10 protein-coding genes and 5 pseudogenes are annotated in these 23,523 nt (G+C 45.1%); 6 read left to right on the forward strand and 9 right to left on the reverse strand.

Features of this window, described 5'->3' with window-relative positions:
* Window positions 1–285: 285 nt before the first annotated feature.
* The 3 genes and pseudogenes from CCS41_RS10585 to plsB all read right to left on the reverse strand — a co-directional run.
* Window positions 286–1,053: pseudogene (locus tag CCS41_RS10585) on the reverse strand (autotransporter outer membrane beta-barrel domain-containing protein); the annotation flags it as partial.
* Window positions 1,054–1,066: 13 nt separating this feature from the next.
* Window positions 1,067–6,229: an autotransporter-associated beta strand repeat-containing protein gene (locus CCS41_RS10590; RefSeq protein ID WP_205411422.1), complete on the reverse strand. Its 5,163-nt coding sequence runs from the start codon at window positions 6,227–6,229 to the stop codon at window positions 1,067–1,069.
* Window positions 6,230–6,799: 570 nt separating this feature from the next.
* Window positions 6,800–9,267, reverse strand: a pseudogene (gene plsB / locus CCS41_RS10595) (glycerol-3-phosphate 1-O-acyltransferase PlsB).
* Window positions 9,268–9,362: 95 nt separating this feature from the next.
* Between plsB and CCS41_RS10600 the strand changes: the two are divergent.
* From CCS41_RS10600 to rplS, 6 genes and pseudogenes are all read left to right on the forward strand, one after another.
* Window positions 9,363–9,719, forward strand: a complete 357-nt coding sequence (locus CCS41_RS10600) for a diacylglycerol kinase (RefSeq protein WP_072550102.1) — start codon at window positions 9,363–9,365, stop codon at window positions 9,717–9,719.
* 155 nt (window positions 9,720–9,874) lie between these two features.
* Window positions 9,875–11,236, forward strand: coding sequence for a signal recognition particle protein (ffh, locus tag CCS41_RS10605; protein WP_072550118.1), 1,362 nt, complete (start codon window positions 9,875–9,877; stop codon window positions 11,234–11,236).
* 147 nt (window positions 11,237–11,383) lie between these two features.
* Window positions 11,384–11,608: pseudogene (rpsP, locus tag CCS41_RS16135) on the forward strand (30S ribosomal protein S16); the annotation flags it as partial.
* A 508-nt stretch (window positions 11,609–12,116) separates the two neighbouring features.
* Window positions 12,117–12,665, forward strand: coding sequence for a ribosome maturation factor RimM (rimM, locus tag CCS41_RS10615; protein ID WP_072550103.1), 549 nt, complete (start codon window positions 12,117–12,119; stop codon window positions 12,663–12,665).
* The gene (gene trmD, locus CCS41_RS10620) at window positions 12,662–13,504 is read left to right on the forward strand and encodes a tRNA (guanosine(37)-N1)-methyltransferase TrmD (protein WP_275887659.1); all 843 of its coding nucleotides are present in this window, start codon (window positions 12,662–12,664) and stop codon (window positions 13,502–13,504) included. The genes rimM and trmD overlap by 4 nt, the downstream gene beginning before the upstream one ends.
* A gap of 241 nt (window positions 13,505–13,745) precedes the next feature.
* Entirely contained in the window at window positions 13,746–14,135 is a 390-nt protein-coding gene (rplS, locus tag CCS41_RS10625) for a 50S ribosomal protein L19 (RefSeq protein WP_072550105.1), read from the forward strand.
* A gap of 164 nt (window positions 14,136–14,299) precedes the next feature.
* On the opposite strand, the pseudogene mukB reads toward rplS, so the two are convergent.
* The 6 genes and pseudogenes from mukB to nadB form a co-directional block, all read right to left on the reverse strand.
* Window positions 14,300–18,774 (reverse strand): annotated as a pseudogene (gene mukB / locus CCS41_RS10630) (chromosome partition protein MukB).
* 70 nt (window positions 18,775–18,844) lie between these two features.
* A complete protein-coding gene (mukE, locus tag CCS41_RS10635; protein ID WP_072550106.1) occupies window positions 18,845–19,546 on the reverse strand; it encodes a chromosome partition protein MukE in 702 nt (233 codons plus the stop codon).
* Window positions 19,527–20,849 (reverse strand): chromosome partition protein MukF, encoded by a 1,323-nt coding sequence (mukF, locus tag CCS41_RS10640; RefSeq protein ID WP_072550107.1) that lies wholly within the window; start codon window positions 20,847–20,849, stop codon window positions 19,527–19,529. The genes mukE and mukF overlap by 20 nt, the downstream gene beginning before the upstream one ends.
* Window positions 20,850–20,894: 45 nt before the next feature.
* The gene (kdsB, locus tag CCS41_RS10645) at window positions 20,895–21,653 is read right to left on the reverse strand and encodes a 3-deoxy-manno-octulosonate cytidylyltransferase (protein WP_072550108.1); all 759 of its coding nucleotides are present in this window, start codon (window positions 21,651–21,653) and stop codon (window positions 20,895–20,897) included.
* Entirely contained in the window at window positions 21,650–21,832 is a 183-nt protein-coding gene (locus CCS41_RS10650; RefSeq protein WP_072550109.1) for a Trm112 family protein, read from the reverse strand. Before CCS41_RS10650 ends, kdsB begins: the two co-directional genes overlap by 4 nt.
* Before the next feature lie 78 nt (window positions 21,833–21,910).
* Window positions 21,911–23,513 (reverse strand): annotated as a pseudogene (gene nadB, locus CCS41_RS10655) (L-aspartate oxidase).
* Between the last annotated feature and the right edge of the window lie 10 nt (window positions 23,514–23,523).

Below are 23,523 nucleotides of genomic sequence, written 5' to 3' on the forward strand. Positions count from 1 at the left end.
ACGCCAATTGTTTCTTCGTCTGAGCTTCGTTCTCAACAATAGACTTCTTACAAAACCGTAGTGAGGGCTTGTGCAGTCAAGGCACCTGGAGCACGTACATGAGGATTGCGACCAGGTAACGTAGAATTCGCAGTAGGTAGTAGGTTTTGCAAGAAGTCTAACGTCGAATCAGCGTTAAGGGGAGCGGATTATATAGTAGACTTCTCATAAAACCTACTGCTTGACACGGGATCCCAGTGGCCTATTCAAAATAGTTATTAATCAACGGCACTTTTACAAGGTTTATTAAAATTCCCATATCACTCGAGCGTTAATGGCATTATCTTGCATTTTCGCGGCAAATTGACCCGAGTACCCTAGCCCTAAAGTGAATTTTTTACTGATCTTGACATCGATGCCGCTCGTTATCAACGTACTATCATCGGTAATGGGAACACCGATTATCTCAAAGGAAGTGGTGCTTTGGTCGCCAAAAGTGAGATTTGTCCTGGGTATAAGATCGCCAAACCCTCGCCGCCAGCCGATAGAACCATGGCCACTCACCGTCAAACCCAAAATATCAAAAGACGTCCGCGCTCTTAAACCCAAGCTTGAAAAAGCGACATGCTGGCTATTTTTATTACCAACCAATGCGCTCGCTCCCCCTGTCTCGGTAAATCCATCGCTGTATAAATTAATATGATCCAGGCTCACAAAAGGCTCAAACATGACCGAACCTGCTGTAATGGCATAACCCAGTTCACCTAAAAACTGCATTGTCCCTGCGTTATACCTGGATTGCGCACGCTCGCTAAAGCTAGGAAAGACAATCCGGCGATCAATATCAAGATGATGCCAGGTATAAGCGGCCCCCAGTCGCACAGCCAGTGCACCAAAACCTGTGCCGCCGTATAATGCCAAATGGTAATGATTGACGGAACCCGAATTATCAATCTGATTGGTATTAAAGAAGGTATGACCTAGCGCACCCGCGGCACCGACATGCCAGCGATCATTCAACACCATATCGCTACCCATAACAAACCCTGTGGTACGATAATTCACCGCGTTAGTATTCTCCCCCCTTTTAAATTGCCTTTACCAGCCAGTACCTGCCCCAAACGGTCGCCGTTTCCTGAACGGGATCACTACATGTTTCGTTGGGGATGAACGATTTATTTTGTTGTATTGACTGATCGTGAGACGCACAAACATGATAGGTCGCCGGATTGGGCATAAAATACTCCCCTCGAGTACGTGCCATCACCGTCTCTCTGGTGTAATGGCTATGAGCTAATAAAATACTCTGTGCACTGGCCTGAATCTCGCCGGATAAATGATCGAATGCAGTGCGAACAGAGGCCATATCAAGAGGCAATAAATGCCTATTAATCAGGGTTGTAGCATCGGCGTTATCCCGTGCTCGTGCCACGCTCTTCTGATTTCGCGTTTGTGCTGTTTGCTCGAAAGTCGTGTCGTTGCGCGACAAAGTAAGAAAAATACGATTAGCATCCTGACGTAAACTTGGCGTAAGAAACACCAAATCAGACGTTGTATCGACAAACATACCATTGAAACCGCCATCGGCAGTAAGAATGGTATATCGATTAACCAATTGATAACGACCTGGTGTCACTGCCACTTTGACAGCTGCACCAGATAGGGTGGCATTACCGGCAACATTGATGATGCCACTTTTTTGCGGAGTAACACGCACATCATAGAAAGATCCAGAGGAAAAATTAATATTACCGGCTACTCGTAAGCCATCAACGTACTCTTTCCTAGGGGGAGTAGGAGCAGCAAAAACGGGTGCCGCCAACAAAGCGGCAGCCCTGGCTGCATCCATCTCCTCTGAACGTTGCGAAACAACCTGCACATCATCATGATTATTATCATCAGCCCCTTCTACGACAGAACGAATATCACTGACGCGCTGTAAGTCATCAACGCGCTGATCCACAGGAGGAATGGGAGCAGCAGCAATAGGGGCCGCCAACAAAGCGGCAGCCCCGGCTGTATCCCTCTCCTCTGAACGTTGCGAAACAACCTGCACATCATCATGATTATTATCATCAGCCCCTTCTACGACAGAACGAATATCACTGACGCGCTGTAAGTCATCAACGCGCTGATCCACAGGAGGAATGGGAGCAGCAGCAATAGGGGCCGCCAACAAAGCGGCAGCCCCGGCTGTATCCCTCTCCTCTGAACGTTGCGAAACAACCTGCACATCATCATGATTATTATCATCAGCCCCTTCTACGACAGAACGAATATCACTGACGCGCTGTAAGTCATCAACACGCTGATCCACAGGAGGAATGGGAGCAGCAGCAATAGGTGCCGCCAACAAAGCGGCAGCCCTGGTTGTATCCCTCTCCTCTGAACGTTGCGAAACAATCTGCACATCATCGTGATTATTATCATCAGCCCCTTCTACGACAGAACGAATATCACTGACTCGTTGTAAGTCATCAACGCGCTGATCCACCGGAGGAATGGGAGCGGCAGAAACAGTGGCACCACTACCAATCGTCACATCTCTTATGGTGCCAGCAGCCTGGAAGGTGGCACCATTATTCACGTTAACCTCTGCATGAGCCAATGAACCTGTTACTTCAAGCGTACCCGCATTTACTACGGTCATACCACTATAAGTATTATTTCCTGCCAATACTAACACGCCATTTCCCTCCTTAACCAGGTTACCTATTCCGCTGATAACGCCGCCAAAAACATGTTTATTGGCATGATTAAATATCAGTGAACCATGATTAATAATGTCACCAACTAAGCTACCCGTAGTGCCACCATCACCAATCTGTAACGTACCGGCATTAATAGTAGTGTGACCGGTAAAGGTATTAGTACCACTTAGAATAGCTTTCCCCCTACCTGCTTTTATCAGCCCCCCGCTGCCACTGATCACGCCAGCAAAGGTTTGATTGCTGCCGTCGCCAAAGGTCAGAGTATGCTCACCCAAGTTCACGCCACTACCTGTTACCCCTATTAATGAACCTATAGTTTGATCGCCTGCTGCTGAGATATCCAACTGCGCCTCGGAGCCAGTGATATTCACCGCACTGTTTGCCGCAAAACTACCACCCGCTCCGAGCACCAGTACGCCATCATCCAAAACAGTAACACCGCCGTAATGATTAGCTGCATTCAACGTCAAGGTGCCGTTGCCAAATTTCGTTATCCCTCCGTCACCTGTCATCACCCCGTTCAATGTGAGATCTTTTCTACCCATTACTTTGAGATCAGTATTAAGCTCAATGGCATTATCTAACGTCATCTCGATCTTATTATCCAAGATTGCTGCTCCCCTGATGACCAACTTACCGCTGCCTAACGCCGCTGAACGACCCAGTAACAGCTCTCCGTCATACAAGATCGTATCCCCGCTATAGCTGTTAACCCCATTTAACGTAAGTGGCGCACCTGTTGATTTCGTTATCCCACCCGGCCCTGAAATAGGGCCATTTAATATCGCATAACGACCTGCTATATCGAGATCGGCTTTCAATTCAATAGCATTATCCAAATCCAACATCGGCATAGATCCCGTATCTAGCGTCGCCGATCCGGCTACCGTTAAAGCACCACTGCCTAACGCTGTTTGACTGCCAACCAATAATTTTCCGTCATTGAGGACGGTGCCACCGGTATAACGATTAGATGAGTTCAACGTCAGTGTGCCAGAACCGGATTTGGTTACCCCTCTGCCACCCCAAATTACACCATTCAATGTCAGATCGTGACTGCCATTTAGATGGAGATCCGCCCCGAGTTCGATGGGATTATCGAGTGCTAACCTGGTCGTGGTGTCCAGGGTCGCGGCACCCTCGACAGCCAAAATACCACTGCCCAGTGCTGTATCATTTCCAAGTAATAGTTTTCCGTTATTAAGGACAGTGCCACCGCTATAATCGTTAGGCTGATTCAATTTCAAAGCAGCAGAACCTGACTTGATTATCTTCCCGATGCCGGTCATTATTCCGTTTAACGTCAAATCCTGACTGCCTGCTACATTGAGATCGGCATTGAGTTCAATATTATTATCCAGCGTCAGCACCTTGAGGGTATCCAAACTTACCTCCTCTGCGCTGAGCTGCAATGCACCTCTGCCCAATGCGGTATGATAGCCAAGTAGCAGTTTTCCTTTGTTAAAGAGAGTACCCCCTTCATAGTGGTTAGCCGCATTCAATATCAGTGTGTTCGCACCTGATTTTATTATCCTCTTTGGCCCCAAAATCTCTCCATTCAGTGTCAAATCATGACTACCTACCAAGTTAAGATCCGCCTCCCATAATTTAATCTTATTACTCAACGTCAACTCAGTGGTGGTATCCAGACTGCCACCCTCACTCATCAGCATCAAGCTACCATGGCCTAATGCTGCATGATGGCCGAGCAGCAGTTTTCCACCATACAGCAAAATACCCCCTTCATGACTATTAGCCGCATTTAATCTCAGAGTAGCAGGGCCCTGTTTATCTATGTATTCACCGCCAGATATTACCCCGTTTAAAGTCAGATCGTGATCTCCTGCTATCTTGAGATCCCCTACGAGTTCGATAGGATTATTTAAGGTGAGTGGAGTCGTCGTCTCTAATGCGTTGAACATTCCATGGACAGTTAATGTACCGCTTCCTAGTGCAGCATCGTTACCCAGTGATAACATTCCGTTATCAAAAGAAGTACCGCCACTGTAACTATTAGCCGCATTCAACATTAAATGATTTATGCCAAATTTCGAGATCCCGCCGGTACCTGAAATTACCCCGTTTAAAGTCAGATCGTGATAACCCACCACCTTGAGATCCTTATTTAACACCATGGCATTATCTAGTGTTAACGGGATAGAGCTATTCAAAGTCAGATCTGTTTCTAACCTCACTACACCACTGCCCAATGCTGTATCGTTACCGAGTGTCAAACTCCCGTTACTTAGGATGGTACCACCACTGTAACTGTTAGCACCATTTAACGTCAGCAAAGCCGTCCCTCCTGTTTTTATCCCTTTAGTACCTGAAATGATACCCTTAAGCACCAGATTGCGACTGCCTCCCACGTTGAGGTCAGCATTCAAATTTATATCATTATTCAGTACTAGCGCTTGCCAATTATCCAGTATCGTCTCTCCATCGACTGTTAAAACGCCACTACCCAATGCCTTATTATCACCGAGAACCAGTTTTCCACCCGTGGTGAAGGTGCCACCGCTATAACTGTTAGCTGCGTTCAACGTCAGTGGTGAGGAAGTTAAATGTGTTATCCCTCCCGTGCCTGAAATTGTACCGTTCAACGTTAAATAACGACCCACCAAATTGAGACCGGCATTAAGTTTAAGATCATTTTTCAACCGCATTCCGCTTTGAGCATCAAGGGTCGAATGTCCTTCAACCGTCAAGGCACCACTGGACAGTGCTTCTTTGTGATTAAGGAATAACATTCCACGATATAAAAAACTACCACCGCTGTAGCTATTAGCCTCTGTTAATTCCAATAACTCACTACCGTATTTATGTATTCCCCCTTGGCCTGAGATCATCCCATTGATGATCATCGGATAATTGCCTGTCAGTGACAGATCCGCATTAAGCACGACGGCATTATTGAGTCCCATACCAAGCGTCGTATCCAGGAAAGTCGCACCCTCTACAGTCAAGGTACCGCTACCTAATGCTAACTGGCTGCCGAGAGTGATAATGCCGCCAGTCGCAAAAGTACCACCACGATAACGGTTAGAAGCATTCAATAGCAAATTAGAAGAGCCGGATTTCGTTAAACTACCGCTACCCATAATAGTCCCTAATAGCCGGAGTTCATTAGCACCTTGCACGGTTAACCCATTACTTTCTAAATGGATGTCATTCTCAAGACTAAGCTGGTCGGTACGTGTTTCCATCATGCCACCATTGGCGCTGATAATCCCCCTGCCAAAAGATGCAACATGATCAAAAAAAACCAAACCGCCATTCAAGGTGGTATATTGAAACTCTTGCACGCCTGAAACAAGACAGTCACCGCTGTTAATATCCAAATGTTGAGGGTTATGAACAGCAGCATTCACCACAACACCTTTGGGTGGAATAAAAGGTTTAATGCTATTGACTCCCGGAGGCTCATTGCCATAACAGACTACTTGACCGCTTGAGGTGCTATTCAGTGAATATGCTGCTAATGCTGTAGTAAGACAAAAAATATCACTGGCTAACGCCAGTAAAATCGATTTTAGCATCAATTTAAATAATTCATTAAACCGATTAAATATATATTTATTATTTACAAAAAATATTAATAGACTCGCATTTTTTTTACTATTAATTTTAGAGGACTCCGTAGTCATGACTAAAACATCCTGTACTTTATTTCGTATCAAATAATAGCTTTTATTCATACTGTTCTTATTCTCCAAAAAATACAGCAGGCAATAGCTATCCAACTACATAAAATTTATTATGCAAAAAATTGAGAGGGATAAATTTTTAGTCGATGCTCAGATGATAAAAATAGATTATAAAATAATAAGACAACGGCAATAATATCAGCCTAGCCAGGATTGTATTATTGCTTTATCTTCCTATTCGTTAAATAAAAAATTTACTCACATAAATACAGTAAAGTTTAATAAAAGGTATTCGTCAAGCGGCTTAACACCATTGTATTGTTATAATCCACTGTCGTAATCTTTTTAGATAAAAAAATAGGGTGAGAGATGAATTTATTACCCTAATATTAAAGATTCTACTTATATAAATAAGGCCAAGCATAATCATGGCCTATTTATTTTTAATATGATAATAAAAAACTAATCTTGAGTATTTGATGGAGATCCATTTGATAATACCAAGGTGGTATCAGTTTTCACAGCTATGCTTGCACTTTCAATGGTCAATTTCACTTCAGGTGTCATCAGATGGCTCAGCATACGGTAAATTTGTAACGTCGTATCCATTCCGATGGAATTATCATTGTCACTCATAAAGTTTTCTTCACGTAACTTCGTTACTAGTGTTGTGAACACGGCTTTATCAAAAGACTCGGGAGCATTAATACCATGTAATACCGATAGACGTTGCGCCATAATACGGCTTTTTTTTTCTAAGACGCTTCGTGTTATTTGCGGATCCACACTGAGTAAAAAAAAGGTAATGGCATAGCGTTGTAATGTTTCACGCACTCCGGCGGCTAACAGTTGTAACGGACGGATACGTGCCACATTTGCTATTAACTGATTATCGGTATCACAAATTAACTGTTGACGAACCAATTCATCAAACAAAGTATCCAGTATCTGCGGTAACTGCTCTTTACTGTAATGCAAAAAGAGTTCAGCTTGCAGCATAGGATAAATTATTTCTATTTGACGCAGTATTTCTACTCGCGTAATACCATTGTGGTGAATGACCATACTAGCAATCAATGAAGGCAGTACCAGCAAATGCTGAATATTATTACGATAATAAGTCATCAACACAGCTTGCTCAGGTGGCAAAATCACAATTTCGCCGATGTTGTCTTGCTCTAACTCAAACTTATTCATCTTTAATGCATGATCAAGCAATTCTTGCGGCGTTTTATCCGGTACAGTGACGTCATGAGCGTAGGGCACATAACGCAAAAGTTGTAAATAACAATCAAGCTGTTCAAGCAGCTGACCACGTGCCAATGAACGCTGACGCGAGGCTAACAGCGCAGTCGAACATAAATTCATCGCATTGGCGGCGGCAGCATTGTTGATCCTCACCATAATCTGGCTTGCTAGATCATTCACTACCGACGTCAGCCAACTCGGACGTGGTGCCTCAATAGGGTCAATGGATTCACGCCATTGAGGGATATGGTGATTAAGATAAGTCATCAACGATAAAGGTTCACCAAAATTCACGTAGCCTTGCCCCAGATTACGCAATTTGCGCAGACCACGTATCATTTGCAGCAGGTTTTCTTTCTCTTTGGCTGCGCCACGCAATTCTTTGGCGTAAGTGCTCACTTCCATCACATGCTCGTAGCCAATATAAATTGGCACCAGTGTAATAGGACGTGTCCCCCCCGTAACATGGCCTGAATAGTAATAGATAGAATGCCTGTTTTAGGTTCCAGTAAACGCCCTGTACGAGAACGCCCTCCTTCAAGAAAATATTCTACCGAATAACCACGGGTAAAGAGTTCGCTAAGATATTCACAAAATACCGTCGAATAAAGTTTATTGCCTTTAAAAGAACGGCGGATAAAGAACGCCCCCAAACGGCGAAAAATTGGCCCCGCAGGCCAAAAATTCAGATTAACTCCCGCCGCGATATGGGGTGGCACCAAACCTTGGTGATAAAGCACATAGGAGAGCAGTAAATAATCCATATGACTACGATGACAGGGCACATAGACTATCTCATGCCCATCCTGTGCCAACTGGCGTACCCGTTCGGCATTGTGGACATTAATCCCCTGATAGAGACGATTCCAAGTCCAACTCAATACACGATCGGAAAAACGTACCGCCTCATAAGAAAAATCAGCAGCGATTTCTGCCATCAGTAGCATGGCGTTTTGCTGCGCTTGTTCATAAGAAATTTTTTTTATACGTACTTCATCCAATAGCGCTTTTTCAATAGCTTTAGAAGACAGCAATTTGTTGAACAGATCTTGACGAACCGGTAAGCTTGGTCCAACCGCAGCCAAACGTTGTCGGGAAAAATGCATATTGGCTACCCGAGCCAATTTATGAGAGATGGTTTTATCTGTACCGTGCTCATCCGCTATATAGCGCAATGACACTTTGTTTGAAAAACGAACAAAGCTGTCACGACCTAGCCACAATAAAGCAAAGAATTTTTGTATGCCATTAAGTAAACGTAGTGTGCCATGTTGCTCACGACCTGGTGAACGCCCAAACATCACCGAGACCGGCAACATTTGTACATCCAATTCAGGGTTATTGCGATGCAGATCTAAATAATCGTGAAACAACTTCACCGATTCCTGTTTAAAACGACAATCAGGCGCCGCTCTAGAACCCCTGGCAATGAAAACATAGCTGGGGAGTTGCCTACCATCCATTTCTAAGGGATCTAAGGGATCAGGCAAATCTTGCGCCAAACACTGCGTCCGTAACGTCAGCAAATCAGCTTTAGAATAATAAGGCAACACGTACAGAACAGGACATAAGGGATCCAGACCTAATTCTGTCAGCGGATCTGCCGGAATAACCCTGCTTTTTACCCAAAAATTAAGTGGTAAGTTCAGTAACTTATAGTATATTTTACGCCAACCTGACATAACAAGGTAAAGCCTCTCGTTAGCAATTCAGCACAAGGATACCAGAAACCGCCAGTGAAGGTTACGACTCAACGACGATAAGGGCTTATTAATTGATGAAAAATCAGACAGCAGCATTAATCCGTCTCTACAGAGCTGCCCACTATTCGGTAAAAGGATTACGGGTGGCGTGGAAAAATGAAGCGGCTTTTCGCCAAGAAACTGTAGCGGCTATTGCCGCCATCATAGTTGCCTACTGCCTCGATTTGACGATAATCGAACGTGTTTTATTGATAGGATCGGTGATACTGGTCATCATCGTTGAAATAATAAACAGTGCCATTGAAGCGGCTGTTGATCGTATTGGTAGTGAATTACATCCACTGTCAGGTCAGGCGAAAGATATGGCTTCGGCGGCAGTCTTGTTGGCTATTTTATTGGCTTTCTTTGTTTGGATAAGTATTTTAATTTGATATGAGATAAGCGAACACAACAGATTTCAAACAGATTCGATAATTCCAGCTTCGTGCTACAATCACCTTATTATTTGTATCGCCGAGTGCGGCGTATTGTGCGCCAGCATGGTTTTTGTCGCCCAAGCGACTTGTTTATATCTGAGCATAAAACGATGTTTGAAAATTTAACTGATCGATTGTCAGGCGCAATGCGCAATATCAGCGGCCGTGGTCGACTGACAGAAAAAAATATTAAAGATGCCCTACGTGAAGTCCACGTGGCACTACTCGACGCTGATGTGTCTTTGTCAGTGGTACAGGCTATTATTAGCGAAATTACAAAACATGCTCTGGGCAAAACCGTCAATAGAGGCTTTACGCCAGGTCAAGAACTGATAAAAATAGTCAAACGTGAATTGACCTCAGCAATGGGTGATGCCAACAGCGAGTTAAGTCTCGCTGCCCAACCTCCTGCCGTCGTGTTGGTGGCAGGACTACAAGGTGCAGGTAAAACCACCAGTGTAGCTAAACTGGGAAAATTTCTTAAAGCAAAACACAAGAAAAAGGTGTTGGTCGTATCGGCTGACGTTTATCGGCCGGCGGCGATACAACAGTTAGAAAGATTAGCGCAAGAAGTAGAGATTGATTTCTACCCATCTCATGAACAGGAAGAACCGATTGATATTGTTAACCGTGCCTTGGAACGAGCAGAGATCGAGTTCTACGATGTGCTGATCGTCGATACAGCAGGTCGTCTGCACGTTGATGACGCAATGATGGACGAAATCAAAAAATTACATACCGCAGTGAATCCGGTAGAAACCTTATTTGTGGTTGATGCCATGACGGGTCAAGATGCTGCTAATATCGCTACGGCGTTTAACCAGGCTTTGCCTCTCACCGGGGTAGTATTAACTAAAGTCGATGGCGATGCACGTGGTGGAGCCGCTTTGTCTATCCGCCATCTCACAGGCAAACCAATTAAATTTCTCGGTGTCGGTGAAAAAACCGATGCATTAAAGCCATTTTATCCCGATCGCATAGCCTCACGTATTCTTGGCATGGGTGACGTACTGTCGCTAATAGACGATATTGAAAGCACAGTCAATCAAGCTCAAGCTAAAAAAATGGCGACCAAGCTGAAAAAAGGCCACGGATTCGATCTGAACGACTTCCAGGAACAGCTAAAGCAAATGCGCAATATGGGTGGCGTGAACAATATGTTGAATAAAATGCCCGGTATAGGCCAATTATCTGGCAACATAAAATCACAGATGGATGATAAAATGACGGTACGTATGGAAGCTATCATTAATTCAATGACACTCAAAGAACGTGCTAAACCAGAAATCATCAAAGGTTCTCACCGGCGCCGTATCGCCAGTGGATCAGGCGTACAAGTGCACGATGTCAACGTTTTATTGAAACAATTCGATGATATGCAACGCATGATGAAAAAGATGAAGAATGGAGGCATGACGAAAATGATGCGCAGCATGAGGGGCATGATGCTACCGGGCTTCCTCGGTCGTTAACAGGGATCGAGGATGAGGAGCCTTAAGAAAGTCGAGCTTTAGATTGCTTTTTGCACCGAAATCAGTAGAATTCTGAGGCTTTTTGTATTGGAACAGGATCCCGCTTCTAGGCAGGATCTCGTTATTTTGTTAATTAAAGAGGATGTTATGGTAACCATTCGTTTGGCTCGTGGCGGTGCTAAAAAGCGGCCGTTTTACCAGGTTGTCGTCGCTGACAGCCGTAATGCGCGTGATGGTCGCTTCATCGAGCGTGTCGGCTTTTTTAATCCGCTAGCTCCATTGGCACAGGGTCGTACTGAACTTTTGCGTTTAAACGCAGATCGCATCGAACACTGGCTGCGTAAAGGTGCTACCGTTTCCGCGCGGGTGTCTGGAATGGCAATTTCGGAAACACTGAAAGTAAAAGATCTTGTAAGAAACGTGCTCATTAGCGGAAAAAAGGAAAAAGAAGCTAAAGAGTCTGTCGATCCCGCTAATTTACTTGAAAAAGCAGATAGAGAAACAGCTGATGCCGTTATCGATGTTGCCATAAAGGCAGCCAACAAAGCTAAAAATGCAGCTAAAAAAGCCGCTAATAATGAGTCTATAGCCAAAAATGCAGCAGCAGAAGCTAATGCAACGACAGCTAAGAAGGCCGCTGAAAAAGCCGCTAATGCCGCTGATGTAGCTAAAAAAGCTGCTGAAAAAGCCGCAAGCGTAGCTAAAAAAGCCGTTGAAAAAGCAACAGAAAAAATGTCTGCTCCAGCTAAAAAAGCCGCTGAAAAAACGGAAAAATTATCTCTAGAAGCCGCTAATGCAGCTACAAAGGCTGTCGATGCAGCAATGAAAGCGGCCGATGCAGCTAAAAAAGCCGCTTGATTCGTCACGTTAAGGTGGTGGCATGAGCAAACAACTTAATTCTGTCGTCTCTACGCAGCCGATTGTTCTCGGTAAAGTGGGATCGGCTTACGGTATTCACGGTTGGCTCAGAGTGTTTTCATTCACCGAAAATGCTAACAATATTTTTGATTATCAACCTTGGTTTGTCCAACAAGCAAGTCAGTGGCGGCATCTCGAACTAGAGAGCTGGAAGTACCACAACCGAGATCTTATCATCAAAGCAAAAGGTGTCGATGATCGAGAAGCCGCGAGTCAACTCACTAACCTAGAGATTATAGTTGATGCGCCACAGCTTCCCCCTTTAAGTGATGGTGAATACTATTGGAAAGACCTTATTGGTTGTCAGGTAGTGACCACGTCTGGTTATCAACTAGGTAAAATCGTCGATATGATGGAAACCGGTTCTAACGATGTGATGGTAGTGAAAGCAAACCTGAAAGATGCATTTGGCATCAAAGAACGTTTGATCCCATACCTTGATGAGCAAGTCATAAAACAAGTCGATATCGCGGCTCAACGGGTTGAAGTAGATTGGGAGCCTCATTTTTGAGTACCGAACTAAGTCAGTATGATGAGGCAAACCAGGCTAAGCAAAGCAAAACGAGGTGGATTGGTGTTGTTAGCCTGTTTCCTGAAATGTTTCGCGCAATAACCGATTACGGAGTAACAGGTCGAGCGGTGAGAAAAGGGTTGTTAGAGATAGCCTGTTGGAACCCACGTGATTTCACTTCCGACCAACATCGTACCGTAGATGACCGTCCTTATGGCGGTGGACCGGGGATGCTCATGATGGTACAACCGTTGCGTGCAGCTATCCGTGCAGCCAAAGAAAAGGCTAGCCTAGCAGCCGAAGTGATTTATCTATCACCTCAAGGGCGCAAACTAGACCAACAAGGTGTTATTGAGCTGACAGCTTATCAGAAGATAATTCTGGTGTGTGGGCGCTACGAAGGGATAGATGAACGCGTGATCAAAACAGAAATTAACCAGGAATGGTCGGTGGGTGATTACGTTCTCAGTGGTGGTGAGTTACCGGCAATGACATTGATTGATTCAATCTCCCGCTTTATACCGGGTGTTTTAGGTCATCGAGCCTCAGCCGAAGAAGATTCTTTTGTTGATGGATTGCTAGACTGCCCACACTATACCCGTCCTAAAATGTTAGATGGAATGGAAGTCCCTCAAATCCTACTGTCGGGCAACCATGCTGAGATCCGTCGCTGGCGTTTAAAGCAGTCGTTGGGTCGTACCTGGCTAAGAAGGCCTGAACTTCTGGCAAGCCTAGCTCTGACTGACGAGCAAATGGTGCTGCTGGCTGAGTTCCAACAGGAGCATGAAACCCTCAGCAAGAGAACTTGCGTAGTAGAGCCATGCAATAAAACCATGTAGGGGCGTGTTGTGTACTAAGAATCTGTTCCAAATCTTCTTGAGCAACGCTCAGACGAGGAAGAAATGAGCGAAAAAGCGCAGTTTACTCTTTGTATGCAACAAAAAGGGAGTAAATGAGCATTTTGAGCGCGTTTTTGACGAATTACTTGACCAAAACACGACGAGCACAAGAGATTTCGAACAGGTTCTAAGGTGCCAACTAGCCTGATATATCAGTTTACCTAGGATAAGAGAGTTAATTATGAGCAACATTATTAAACAGATTGAACAAGAACAAATGAGGACGAACCTACCTGCATTCCGTCCTGGTGACACTGTGGAAGTTAAGGTAAAGGTGGTTGATGGTGAAGGAACCAAATCACGACCAAAAAATACAGAACGTTTGCAGGCATTCGAAGGTGTCGTTATCGCCATTCGCAACCGTGGCCTGCACTCCGCATTCACCGTGCGTAAAATTTCCAAGAGTGTGGGCGTTGAACGCGTGTTTCAAACCCACTCTCCCATCATCGACAGCATTGAGGTGAAGCGCTGTGGTGCCGTTCGTAGAGCCAAATTGTACTACCTACGTACACGTACTGGTAAATCGGCACGTATCAAAGAGGATCTTAGCCGAAAACGTAACGCTAGCTGATGTTGCATAGCCAACCCCTGGCCGAGATAGCTCGCCTAAGAGCCTGTTTCAAATCTTCTTGAGCGACGCTCAGACGAGGAAAAAACGCGCGAAAAAGTGTAGTTTACTCTTTGTATGCAACAAAAAGGGAGTAAGTGAGCATTTTGAGCGCGTTTTTGACGAACCTATACAGCTACAACCTCTTCTTCAAGAGACGTGTTAACAAAGCCACGTAATCCAACCACATGAACGTGTTCATGATTATTAAATACTTTTCGCACCAATTTGTACGTTGTACCTTTTTCGGGACTGATATTTTCTGGTGCTGCAATAATTAACTGCATTTCCAATCGTGCACATAATTCAAACAGCGTGGCGATAGATTTGGCATCCAATCGAGCAGCTTCATCAAGGAAGAGTAAACGACAGGGTGAAATATCTTTGCCCCGTAAACGCCGTGATTCTTCTTCCCAACTTTGCACGACCATAACAAGAATCGACATACCTGTACCTATCGCTTCACCTGTTGATAATGCACCACTTTCCGCTTTTAGCCAACCATCAGCGCCACGGTAAACTTCCACCGTCAATTCCAGATAATTGCGATAATCTAATAGTTCTTCACCGACCGTCTGCGGCAAACGCTGCCCCATATCCACCTGAGGATTGAGGCGCTGATACAATTTTGCTAATGCTTCAGAAAAAGTTAAACGATTACTGTTAAACAGATCCTGATGTTGTTCTTGCTGCTCAGAAAGTACTTCCAGTAAGCTAGCATGAGCTTCACGTATATTTACATGAAGCCGTACACTTTTTACCTGACCAAAGGAAACGGTTTGCAAGCCCTGGTTTAACATACGGATCCGATTTTGTTCCCGTTGAATGGTTTTACGGATAATATTAGCGACGCTTTTACAACTGATGGCTAGTTTTTGCTCACGTGTAGTTAATTCTTCAGTCAAGCGTCCCAATTCAATTTCCATTTGCTCGATAGCTTCCACCGGATCATCGGTGTGGATAATATCCTGACGGATACGTTCCCGTAAATGCTGGTAAACAGCAATATAGAAAGCAATTTTTCGCTCTGGATGTTTAGGATCTTCCGATAAACGTAGTACATCACGCAGATGCTCATTGTCAGCGACCGCCAGCCGTAATGCACCTAGCGCTTTATCCGACATCGAACGAAGCTCATCCGCCCCCTATAGGCCAGCTCACGGCGGTGCAGGCGGCGTTCAATACCGTTGTCTTTCACCATGCTCATAATCCGACACCAGCCCGCTTTTGCATTAACAATTCGTTCCCGCATCTGACGGTAATCGCGTTCTAATTTGCCTTGCTTTTTCTGTAAATTATCCGTCTCTGCCTCAGAGTACATCAGCTGTTTTTCTAACTGATTACGTTGTAAACGATTGTCACGAAGCGCTCTATGCAATTCATCGCGATGCCTCGAAGCACGTTCGTAAGCATTGATATCGGCCTGTATACCACTATCCTGTAACTCCTGAGCGAGCTCTTTCAACACTTCTTTTTTGGTATCATAAGAACTTTTCAACGATGCTAGAACTTGATTGTACTGGGTAAATTGAACCTGATACTCTCGCCATCGTTCACGAGCACGGGTACGTGCTGTTTCCGCATGTTCAAGACGTTGGCGCAATCCGTCATTAAGATCTGCATTTTCTATTAACATACCAGCCGAATCACTGTAGCTAAAGTGAACTCGCCGTTGCACCACTTCAGTTAAAGCAAATGTTTGTTGTTTGGCTTGCTGCTGCTGCTGCTTCGTTTGTAGGTAATCTGCCTGCAACTGTTTGTGTTGCTGTGGATCACTTTGTAATACTGCAAGCAAAGGCTCCAATTTAGCTAAAGATTCACCATGTTGCTGAATATGACGAGCAGCGAGGCCAGCCACTGCCTGCTCAGCGGTCATTTTTTCTACACGGTGTTGCAACCCATCGTCAAGCAGTAAAGAAACGAAAGGGATCAATTTATTAAGGGAAGAAATTGCTTCTTTTGCCCGTTCAAGCTGTTGTTGATGTTGCTGATTCTGATTTTCATGGGTAGTTAAATTACGTTCTACTTCAGTACGTCGAATATTAAGCAACCGAATTTCCGCTTCTGGATCAGTATCAAAAACAACAGACAGGTGAGTACCAATAAAATGACTGCATGCCTGATGCACACGCTGAATTTTTTGTACGTCAAACGACAGCAGAGCGTAGCGCTGAGCTAAGTTAGCTCGCTCCAAATATAACACTTCAAGGTGATTTTCACGGGCGGCACGACCAAATAACGGCATTTTGGGATAGCAAGAATAACGCCATTGGCGATCAGCGATTTTCACTAGTACCGCTTTTCCATGCTCTTCTACAGTGAAAACATCGTTATTGAACGATTGAGGATCCCCTTCGATCAGATAAAGATCTTCTGGACAATCTTCTAGATTTTGCAGTTGTCCCACTAACAACGATAGATCTGGCACGACAATGCCATAACGTGCAGGGCCATAAAGGGCAGAAAAATAGGCAGCGTCGTCAAGGGTAATGTCGTCATAAATTTCTGATAACAGCACGCCACCAAAACGCTCTGCGAGTACGAGTAATCGTGGATCTTCCGCCCCATTTGGCTGGTTCAAACGTTCAATCTGTATTTCAATTTCACGTTGCTTATTCGCTACTGTGTCGCGTTCAATCGTGATTTTACGTTCATATTCAAACAATTGCTGCATGTACTCCGTCATCTGAGCACTATTTTCCAATACATGCCACTCGCTGTGATGGCGCCACAGCGCTAATATTCCCTTTCTCTGCTCATTGAGCTGATGCAACGCATCCTGTGCCACCAACCAGATGGGCGCGCGGGCAGTTAACGTGGCAATTTTTTGTTTAATTTGCTCCAACTCTTGACGTATTTCCATACGACGTTCTGCCACGTCGTTGACTCCGAGTGAGAGTGTAGCAACTTGTTGCTCCAATTCACGTTGCAGATCTACCAGCTCTTCGGGTTGATACTGCTGCTCCTGATCTTTACAAAATTCTTGCAACATCCGTTCGACATCCCGTTGAGCACGCAAACGCTGGTCCAATTCGGATAAAGCGATATGTAATGGCTGTACACGCTCCGCCAGATGTTGTTGTGCCGGCCAATCGCGTAATAACTCACGCGCACTTTGCCAGGCCTGAGCACGATCTACCTGCCCAGCGATATTGATCACGAGTTGATAAGCCTGCTCAAACTGGCTGTGAGCAACCTCTGCCACACTCAGTTTTTGCTCAATCTGAAGTAAAGCGGCAGTTTTTTCTTGATCGACAGCATGAAAAGTTGCCAACCAGTGTTCAGCATTATCGGCTGCCAGTTCGGGCAACTGGCACAGTGTGCGAGCACGATCCAATGCTTGCAACGCCTGTTGATACTGAATGGCACGGGTCTGTTGCACATCCAACGCCTGTTGGTAGTCCGCCAATTGATTTTTTAGTTCATCGACTTCTTGCTCTGCAGCTTCAGCTTTTGCTTCATTTGCTGCTTGCTGATCCGCCGCATCAGCCATCACTGCACCTTGTTCTTCCAGTCGATAAGCTAACTCTTCTAAATCGCTCTGATAACGTTCGATTTTCTCCTGCTGACGTAGGACTGTTTGCACCAGATTCAAATGATCGTTGGCAGCTTGATGATCCGCTTCCAAAACTGACTCTGAGCTACTTTTTTCTGCCAATTCGCGCACCATCTCAACATAACGATACTGTTCCACCTGCAGTTTTTGACGGTTGCTAAACAGCTCTCCCCGTAGAACCAGGCTACTATCAAGATGAATACGCCGTTCATTGGCATGGCGCATATAATCGGCAGCGACGTAATGTGTCGATTCTGTAATCAAGTGTTTAAATAGATCCCTGTCCGACTGAGTAGTACGTATCGCCTCCAATGTCATGCGGTTTTCCCGCAATGCCGCTTCCATGTCCTGAAAAGCTTTACGCACACCGCTATTTTCCGGTAACAGGTAATCCCGCAGTGAGCGTGTGATGGCACTGGAAATACCACCGTATAAAGAGGCCTCTATCAATCGATAAAATTTACTGCGATCAGACGCAGAACGCAGCCGTTTTGGGATCACACCCAAATCAAACATCAAAGAGTGGTAATCAGTAATCGAATTAAACTGCTTAAATTGTACCCCTTCTATCTCCTCAAGGCGCACTTTCAGCTCAGCTAAGGTGAGAACTCGTGCCTGACGTTGACTCAGTATTTCCGTCAGTATTTGTGTTGGCTGAAGCGTGATCGGCAATCCCTGAATGGTAAAGGGTTTAATATCAACCTTACGATCCCGCCCCACCACCTGTTGTAAACGCACGCCCAGCAATATCCGTTGATGACGCGAATTCACAACATCCAGAGTGGCATAACAGACTCCAGCACGCAATTTGCCGTGTAAACCTTTATCACGCGAACCCGTGGTAGCACCGGCTTCCGTGGTATTACGAAAATGCAGTAAGGTCAGATCCGGGATCAAGGCGGTGACAAAAGCAGCCATAGTCGTGGATTTACCCGCACCGTTACCGCCTGATAAAGTGGTGACTAATTCATCCAGATCGAAAGTGCGAGCAAAAAAACCATTCCAGTTAACCAATGTCAGTGAGCGAAACTTACCTCGTTCGATTATGCCTGATTCAATCATCACTACTCATCCTCTGTGTTTTCCGCTAGCGTCTTTTCCGTTATCGTACTGTCCACTATTTATTGTCCACTACAGCATCCGCTTCAGTATCGTCGTTATGCCCTAATAAACCCTTTTCAACCGCCATCGCCTCACTATCCTGAATCATCCGTAATTGTGCTTGCCGTGGATCGTCGCCACTACGGACATCGGTACCAAAACGAAATACCGCTTCAGTAATGCGAAATCGGCTACTGTCACTACCGATAAAATGAAGCATACCCAAACGACGCAAGCGGTTAAGGGAGACGCGTACCTTTTCTTGTAGCTTCTGTTTATCTAAATCTGAGCCGCTAGAACGCTGATTAACCAATTTAAGCAATTTGCTTTCATCTGCCAACGTTATCAGTTCTGCATACAGATCCTGTTGGCTAAAGATCCCTTGATGAGCAAGGCGTTCAGGACTAAGGTAGAGATAACACAGGATTTTACCCACGATCATATCCAGCTGAGACAGTACAGAACGAGGGATCAAGGTGGTGGAACGTGGTCTTAAGTAGAAAAAACCTTCGGTGGCACGGATCAACTCCACATTGTAGCGCCGGTAAAATTCTTCCAACGGCTCTTGAAAATCCATCAAAAAAGCATGGTTATCCAGTTCATCGAAGCCAATATGACGTCCAGCACGTAGTTGACTGTCCAAAGAAGGAAATAATGAGTTGGCTAATGCCTGCGCCAGCTTGAGCGGCATAATGAGGTCAATATTTGTCGATGACATGGGCTTGCACCTTGGCTCCGTAATCATTAATCGCCAACCATTCGGGGGATAGTCCAGAAAAATCGGCTTCAGCTATACCAAGTCGAACCGCTTGGTCAACCAAAATACGTGCTACATCAAAATGACGGGCGCGCGGATACTGCGCCAGATAATCACGCATCACCTCCGCCAGATTAAGTGGTTTTGCTTGTTGTGGAAAAACAGCCAATGCTTGTGCGATGATAGCGGCCAGTTGTTGGCAAATCTCATTGAACTCTTCAAATTCCAAATCCTGTGGTAATTCACCTGTGACTTCTTCACTGCACAGTGCTAGGGTTTCATCACGCATATCTAGCAGGCGATCAGCATTAGCGAACACCAGTGTCCAAGGATTATCGAAGTAATTTTGTACCGATTGGCGTAATCGCTGTGCAAAGACACGGTTTTTATCCATGTCAATCGCGGTACGGATAAATTTATGTACATGACGATCATAGTGGATCCACAAATCAATAGTCTGTTGACCCCAGCCGATAATACGATCCAGTTTGTTTTGCAAGGCAGAAACCAGGTGGTCAATCCGCTCCAATGCAACATTACCACAGGTCGCCTCCTGGATACGCAGCAAATTGGTTTGTAGTTTACCTCCTGCTGCTTCTAACGTATCTTGTAATTCACGAAGTGTACCTGAAGTTTCCGAGAGCAATAATTCACAATTGGCAATGGCGGCACGCCAGTTTTGATTCAATAACGCAGCGATATCTTCTTTGACGCTATTTTGTTGTTCATCCATTAACCGCTGGCTGATATCAATACTGTCAAAAATTTCCGCAACCGAGTATTTCAAAGGCGCAAAAACATGGCGTTGCCAATGGAATTCATCACCGCTTTCTTCTGCCACATCTGCTGCTCGATGTAATTCTTGTGCGACAACCTCGAGTTGCATCGAAAGGCGTAGCGTTGAAAACTCGCGTTGATGAATATAATGATCGGTAATATTAATACCCAAAGGGGTTAAACGATAAATTGCATTGCCATCTGCCAAATCAGTGGTAAAACGGTTTAACAGGCGCTGCCGTACCATATCATTAATGGCGTTGTTGGCACGTAGCACGACAGTGTCATGAGTTTGTTCAAATCCGCTACTGACATAACGAAATACATCAATCAACTCGCTTTCGCTCATTTCACAGTCTAATCTTTCGCCATTAAGCATCGCGATGGCTAACAGAAAGGTGAGACGTTCAGTAGGGAGTGTAATCGAAAAATCATTTTTTCGTGCCCAAGCGATCAGCTCGGGTATTGTCTGGGAAATTTCACTCATCCTGGATCCTTGACTTCAGGTAACAAACACTAGCTCTGCAAAGACCTATTTCACCGAGGGAAAAATATCCCGTACTCTTTGCAGATCTTCTGGAGTATCAATCCCCCCTACAGTAGGTATCTCCTGTGCTAGTGCTACATGAATTTTTTCGCCGTGCCACAGCACTCGCAGTTGTTCAAGTGATTCAACTTTTTCCATTGGACTGGATGACCAATCGACATAACGCTGGACAAAAGCTGCAGGGTAAGCATAAATGCCGATATGCCGCAAAAGACTTACATCAATATTGCTTTTCGATTGAGAAAAACGCTGCCGATCCCAAGGGATAGGTGCACGGGAAAAATAGAGCGCGTAGTCTTTCGCATCTCTCACCACTTTCACTACGTTAGGGTCGAAGACCTCGTCACCACTTTCAATAGGCACTGCCAGTGTCGCCATACTCGCGCCGCATGTTGCCAAGTTATCTACAACCTGTCGGATAATCGCGGGAGGAATGAGTGGCTCATCACCCTGTACATTAACGATAATATTATCGGCAGGAAAACCATACCGTTTAATAACCTCAGCTAGCCGCTCAGTACCACTCTGATGATCGAGCCCGGTGAGACAGGCTTCTCCTCCAGCAGCCTCAACGACCTTCACCACAGCATTATTATCAGTAGCGATAATCACCCGCCCAGCACCCGATTGCAGTGCTCGCTCCATAACGTGCAACACCATCGCCTTACCATCAATATCAGCCAGAGGCTTACCAGGTAAACGACGTGATTCATAACGAGCGGGAATAATGACAACAAAGCTCATGTTAGTTTCTCATCGACAGTAGGAGGGTAAGCGGCGCTTTCCAACAGAACAGGAATGTTATCCCGCACAGGATAAGCCCGGTTATCAGCTTTACATACCAATTCAAGATGTTCTTTATTAAAATACAATTTGCCGTTGCAGACGGGGCAAGCAATGATTTCAAGTAAACGGTGATCCATAAATCCTCCAAAAGTGTGGAGTGACAATCAGCAGGCCAGCAGAAGCATAGCATATCCACTCAGGTTATGGTGTCAAGTTCAAGGGCTGAGAATAGTAGGTTGTGGATTGTCTATTTTATCTGGATAATCAAGAATATAATGTAAGCCCCGGCTTTCTTTTCTTTCCATGGCGCAGCGAACAATCAATTCAGCTACCTGTACTAGGTTACGTAACTCCAGCAGATTGTTTGAGAGACGAAAGTTAGCGTAATACTCATTAACTTCTTGCTGTAGTATATTGATCCGCCGTAACGCACGTTCTAATCTTTTAGTGGTTCGCTCAATGCCGACATAATTCCACATAAATAAACGCAATTCATGCCAATTATGTTGAATAACCACTTGTTCATCAGAATTATCCACCCTGCTTTCATCCCATTGAGGCAGACTACTGGTCAGCTCTTCACGCGGTAGACGCGTCAGAATATCTTCCGCCGCTGACCAGCCATACACCAGACACTCTAGTAGTGAATTTGAAGCCATGCGATTGGCGCCGTGTAATCCACTGTAACTTACTTCACCAATGGCATACAAACCGTCCAGATCAGTACGACCATGTTGATCCACTATCACTCCCCCACAGGTGTAATGCGCTGCGGGTACGATGGGAATCGCATCAATGGTCAGATCAATATCCAATGACAGCAGCTTTTCATAAATCATCGGAAAATGCTGTATAACAAAGTCACTAGGTTTGTGACTGATATCCAAATACATACAGTCTGTGCCCAATCGTTTCATTTCATGATCAATGGCTCTGGCAACGATATCACGGGGTGCCAGTTCAGCGCGTGAATCAAAATCGGGCATAAAACGGCTACCATCAGGGCGTTTAAGATAGGCACCCTCACCACGTAACGCTTCGGTCAACAGGAAATTTCGCGCTGACGGATGAAATAAACAGGTAGGATGAAACTGGTTAAATTCGAGGTTAGCTACTCGGCAGCCGGCTCGCCACGCCATCGCGATACCATCACCAGAAGAAACATCCGGGTTGGTGGTATATTGATAAACCTTAGCCGCGCCGCCAGTGGCTAATACCACTGCCTTCGCCTGAAAAGTCTCTACTTCTTCTAACTCACGATTCCAGACATAGGCACCGACAACACGTTTGGTGCCGGGTAAACCGATTTTGTTAGAAATAATCAGGTCGACCGCATTACAGCGTTCTTTCACACAGATATTGGGATGAGCACTTGCCTTACCTGTTAGCGTATTCTGTACCGCTTTGCCTGTCGCATCAGCACTATGTAAAATTCGACGGTGACTATGACCCCTTCACGGGTTAAATGATAACGCTTTTCACCATGTATATCGGTCTCTCGATCAAAAATGACACCTTGTTCGATAAGCCAATCTACGCAAAAACGGGCGTTACTGGCGATAAATTCAACTACCATTGTGTCACATAGCCCCGCACCCGCGATCTCCGTATCTTTAATGTGTGATGCTATACTGTCCGTTTCATCAAAAACGGCAGCGATGCCGCCTTGCGCATAAAGCGTGGCCCCTCTTGAAGTAATCCTTTACTCAGGACAGTGACATTACAATGTGGTGACGCAAGCCGCAAAGCCAGTGATAAACCTGCTGCTCCGCTTCCGATGATCAATACATCACTAACATGTTCAGATGATGCTGGCATAAGGTATGAT

It is taken from the genome of Candidatus Fukatsuia symbiotica, from assembly GCF_003122425.1.
In the GTDB taxonomy this organism is placed as follows: domain Bacteria; phylum Pseudomonadota; class Gammaproteobacteria; order Enterobacterales; family Enterobacteriaceae; genus Fukatsuia; species Fukatsuia symbiotica.

What these genes read in the sequence shown, in the direction of transcription:
- ffh (WP_072550118.1), top strand. Translation starts at nt 9,875, where the DNA reads ATGTTTGAAAATTTAACTGATCGATTGTCAGGCGCAATGCGCAATATC.
- rimM (WP_072550103.1), top strand. Translation starts at nt 12,117, where the DNA reads ATGAGCAAACAACTTAATTCTGTCGTCTCTACGCAGCCGATTGTTCTC.
- CCS41_RS10590 (WP_205411422.1), bottom strand. Translation starts at nt 6,229, where the DNA reads ATGCTAAAATCGATTTTACTGGCGTTAGCCAGTGATATTTTTTGTCTT.
- rplS (WP_072550105.1), top strand. Translation starts at nt 13,746, where the DNA reads ATGAGCAACATTATTAAACAGATTGAACAAGAACAAATGAGGACGAAC.
- CCS41_RS10600 (WP_072550102.1), top strand. Translation starts at nt 9,363, where the DNA reads ATGAAAAATCAGACAGCAGCATTAATCCGTCTCTACAGAGCTGCCCAC.
- CCS41_RS10650 (WP_072550109.1), bottom strand. Translation starts at nt 21,832, where the DNA reads ATGGATCACCGTTTACTTGAAATCATTGCTTGCCCCGTCTGCAACGGC.
- kdsB (WP_072550108.1), bottom strand. Translation starts at nt 21,653, where the DNA reads ATGAGCTTTGTTGTCATTATTCCCGCTCGTTATGAATCACGTCGTTTA.
- mukF (WP_072550107.1), bottom strand. Translation starts at nt 20,849, where the DNA reads ATGAGTGAAATTTCCCAGACAATACCCGAGCTGATCGCTTGGGCACGA.
- mukE (WP_072550106.1), bottom strand. Translation starts at nt 19,546, where the DNA reads ATGTCATCGACAAATATTGACCTCATTATGCCGCTCAAGCTGGCGCAG.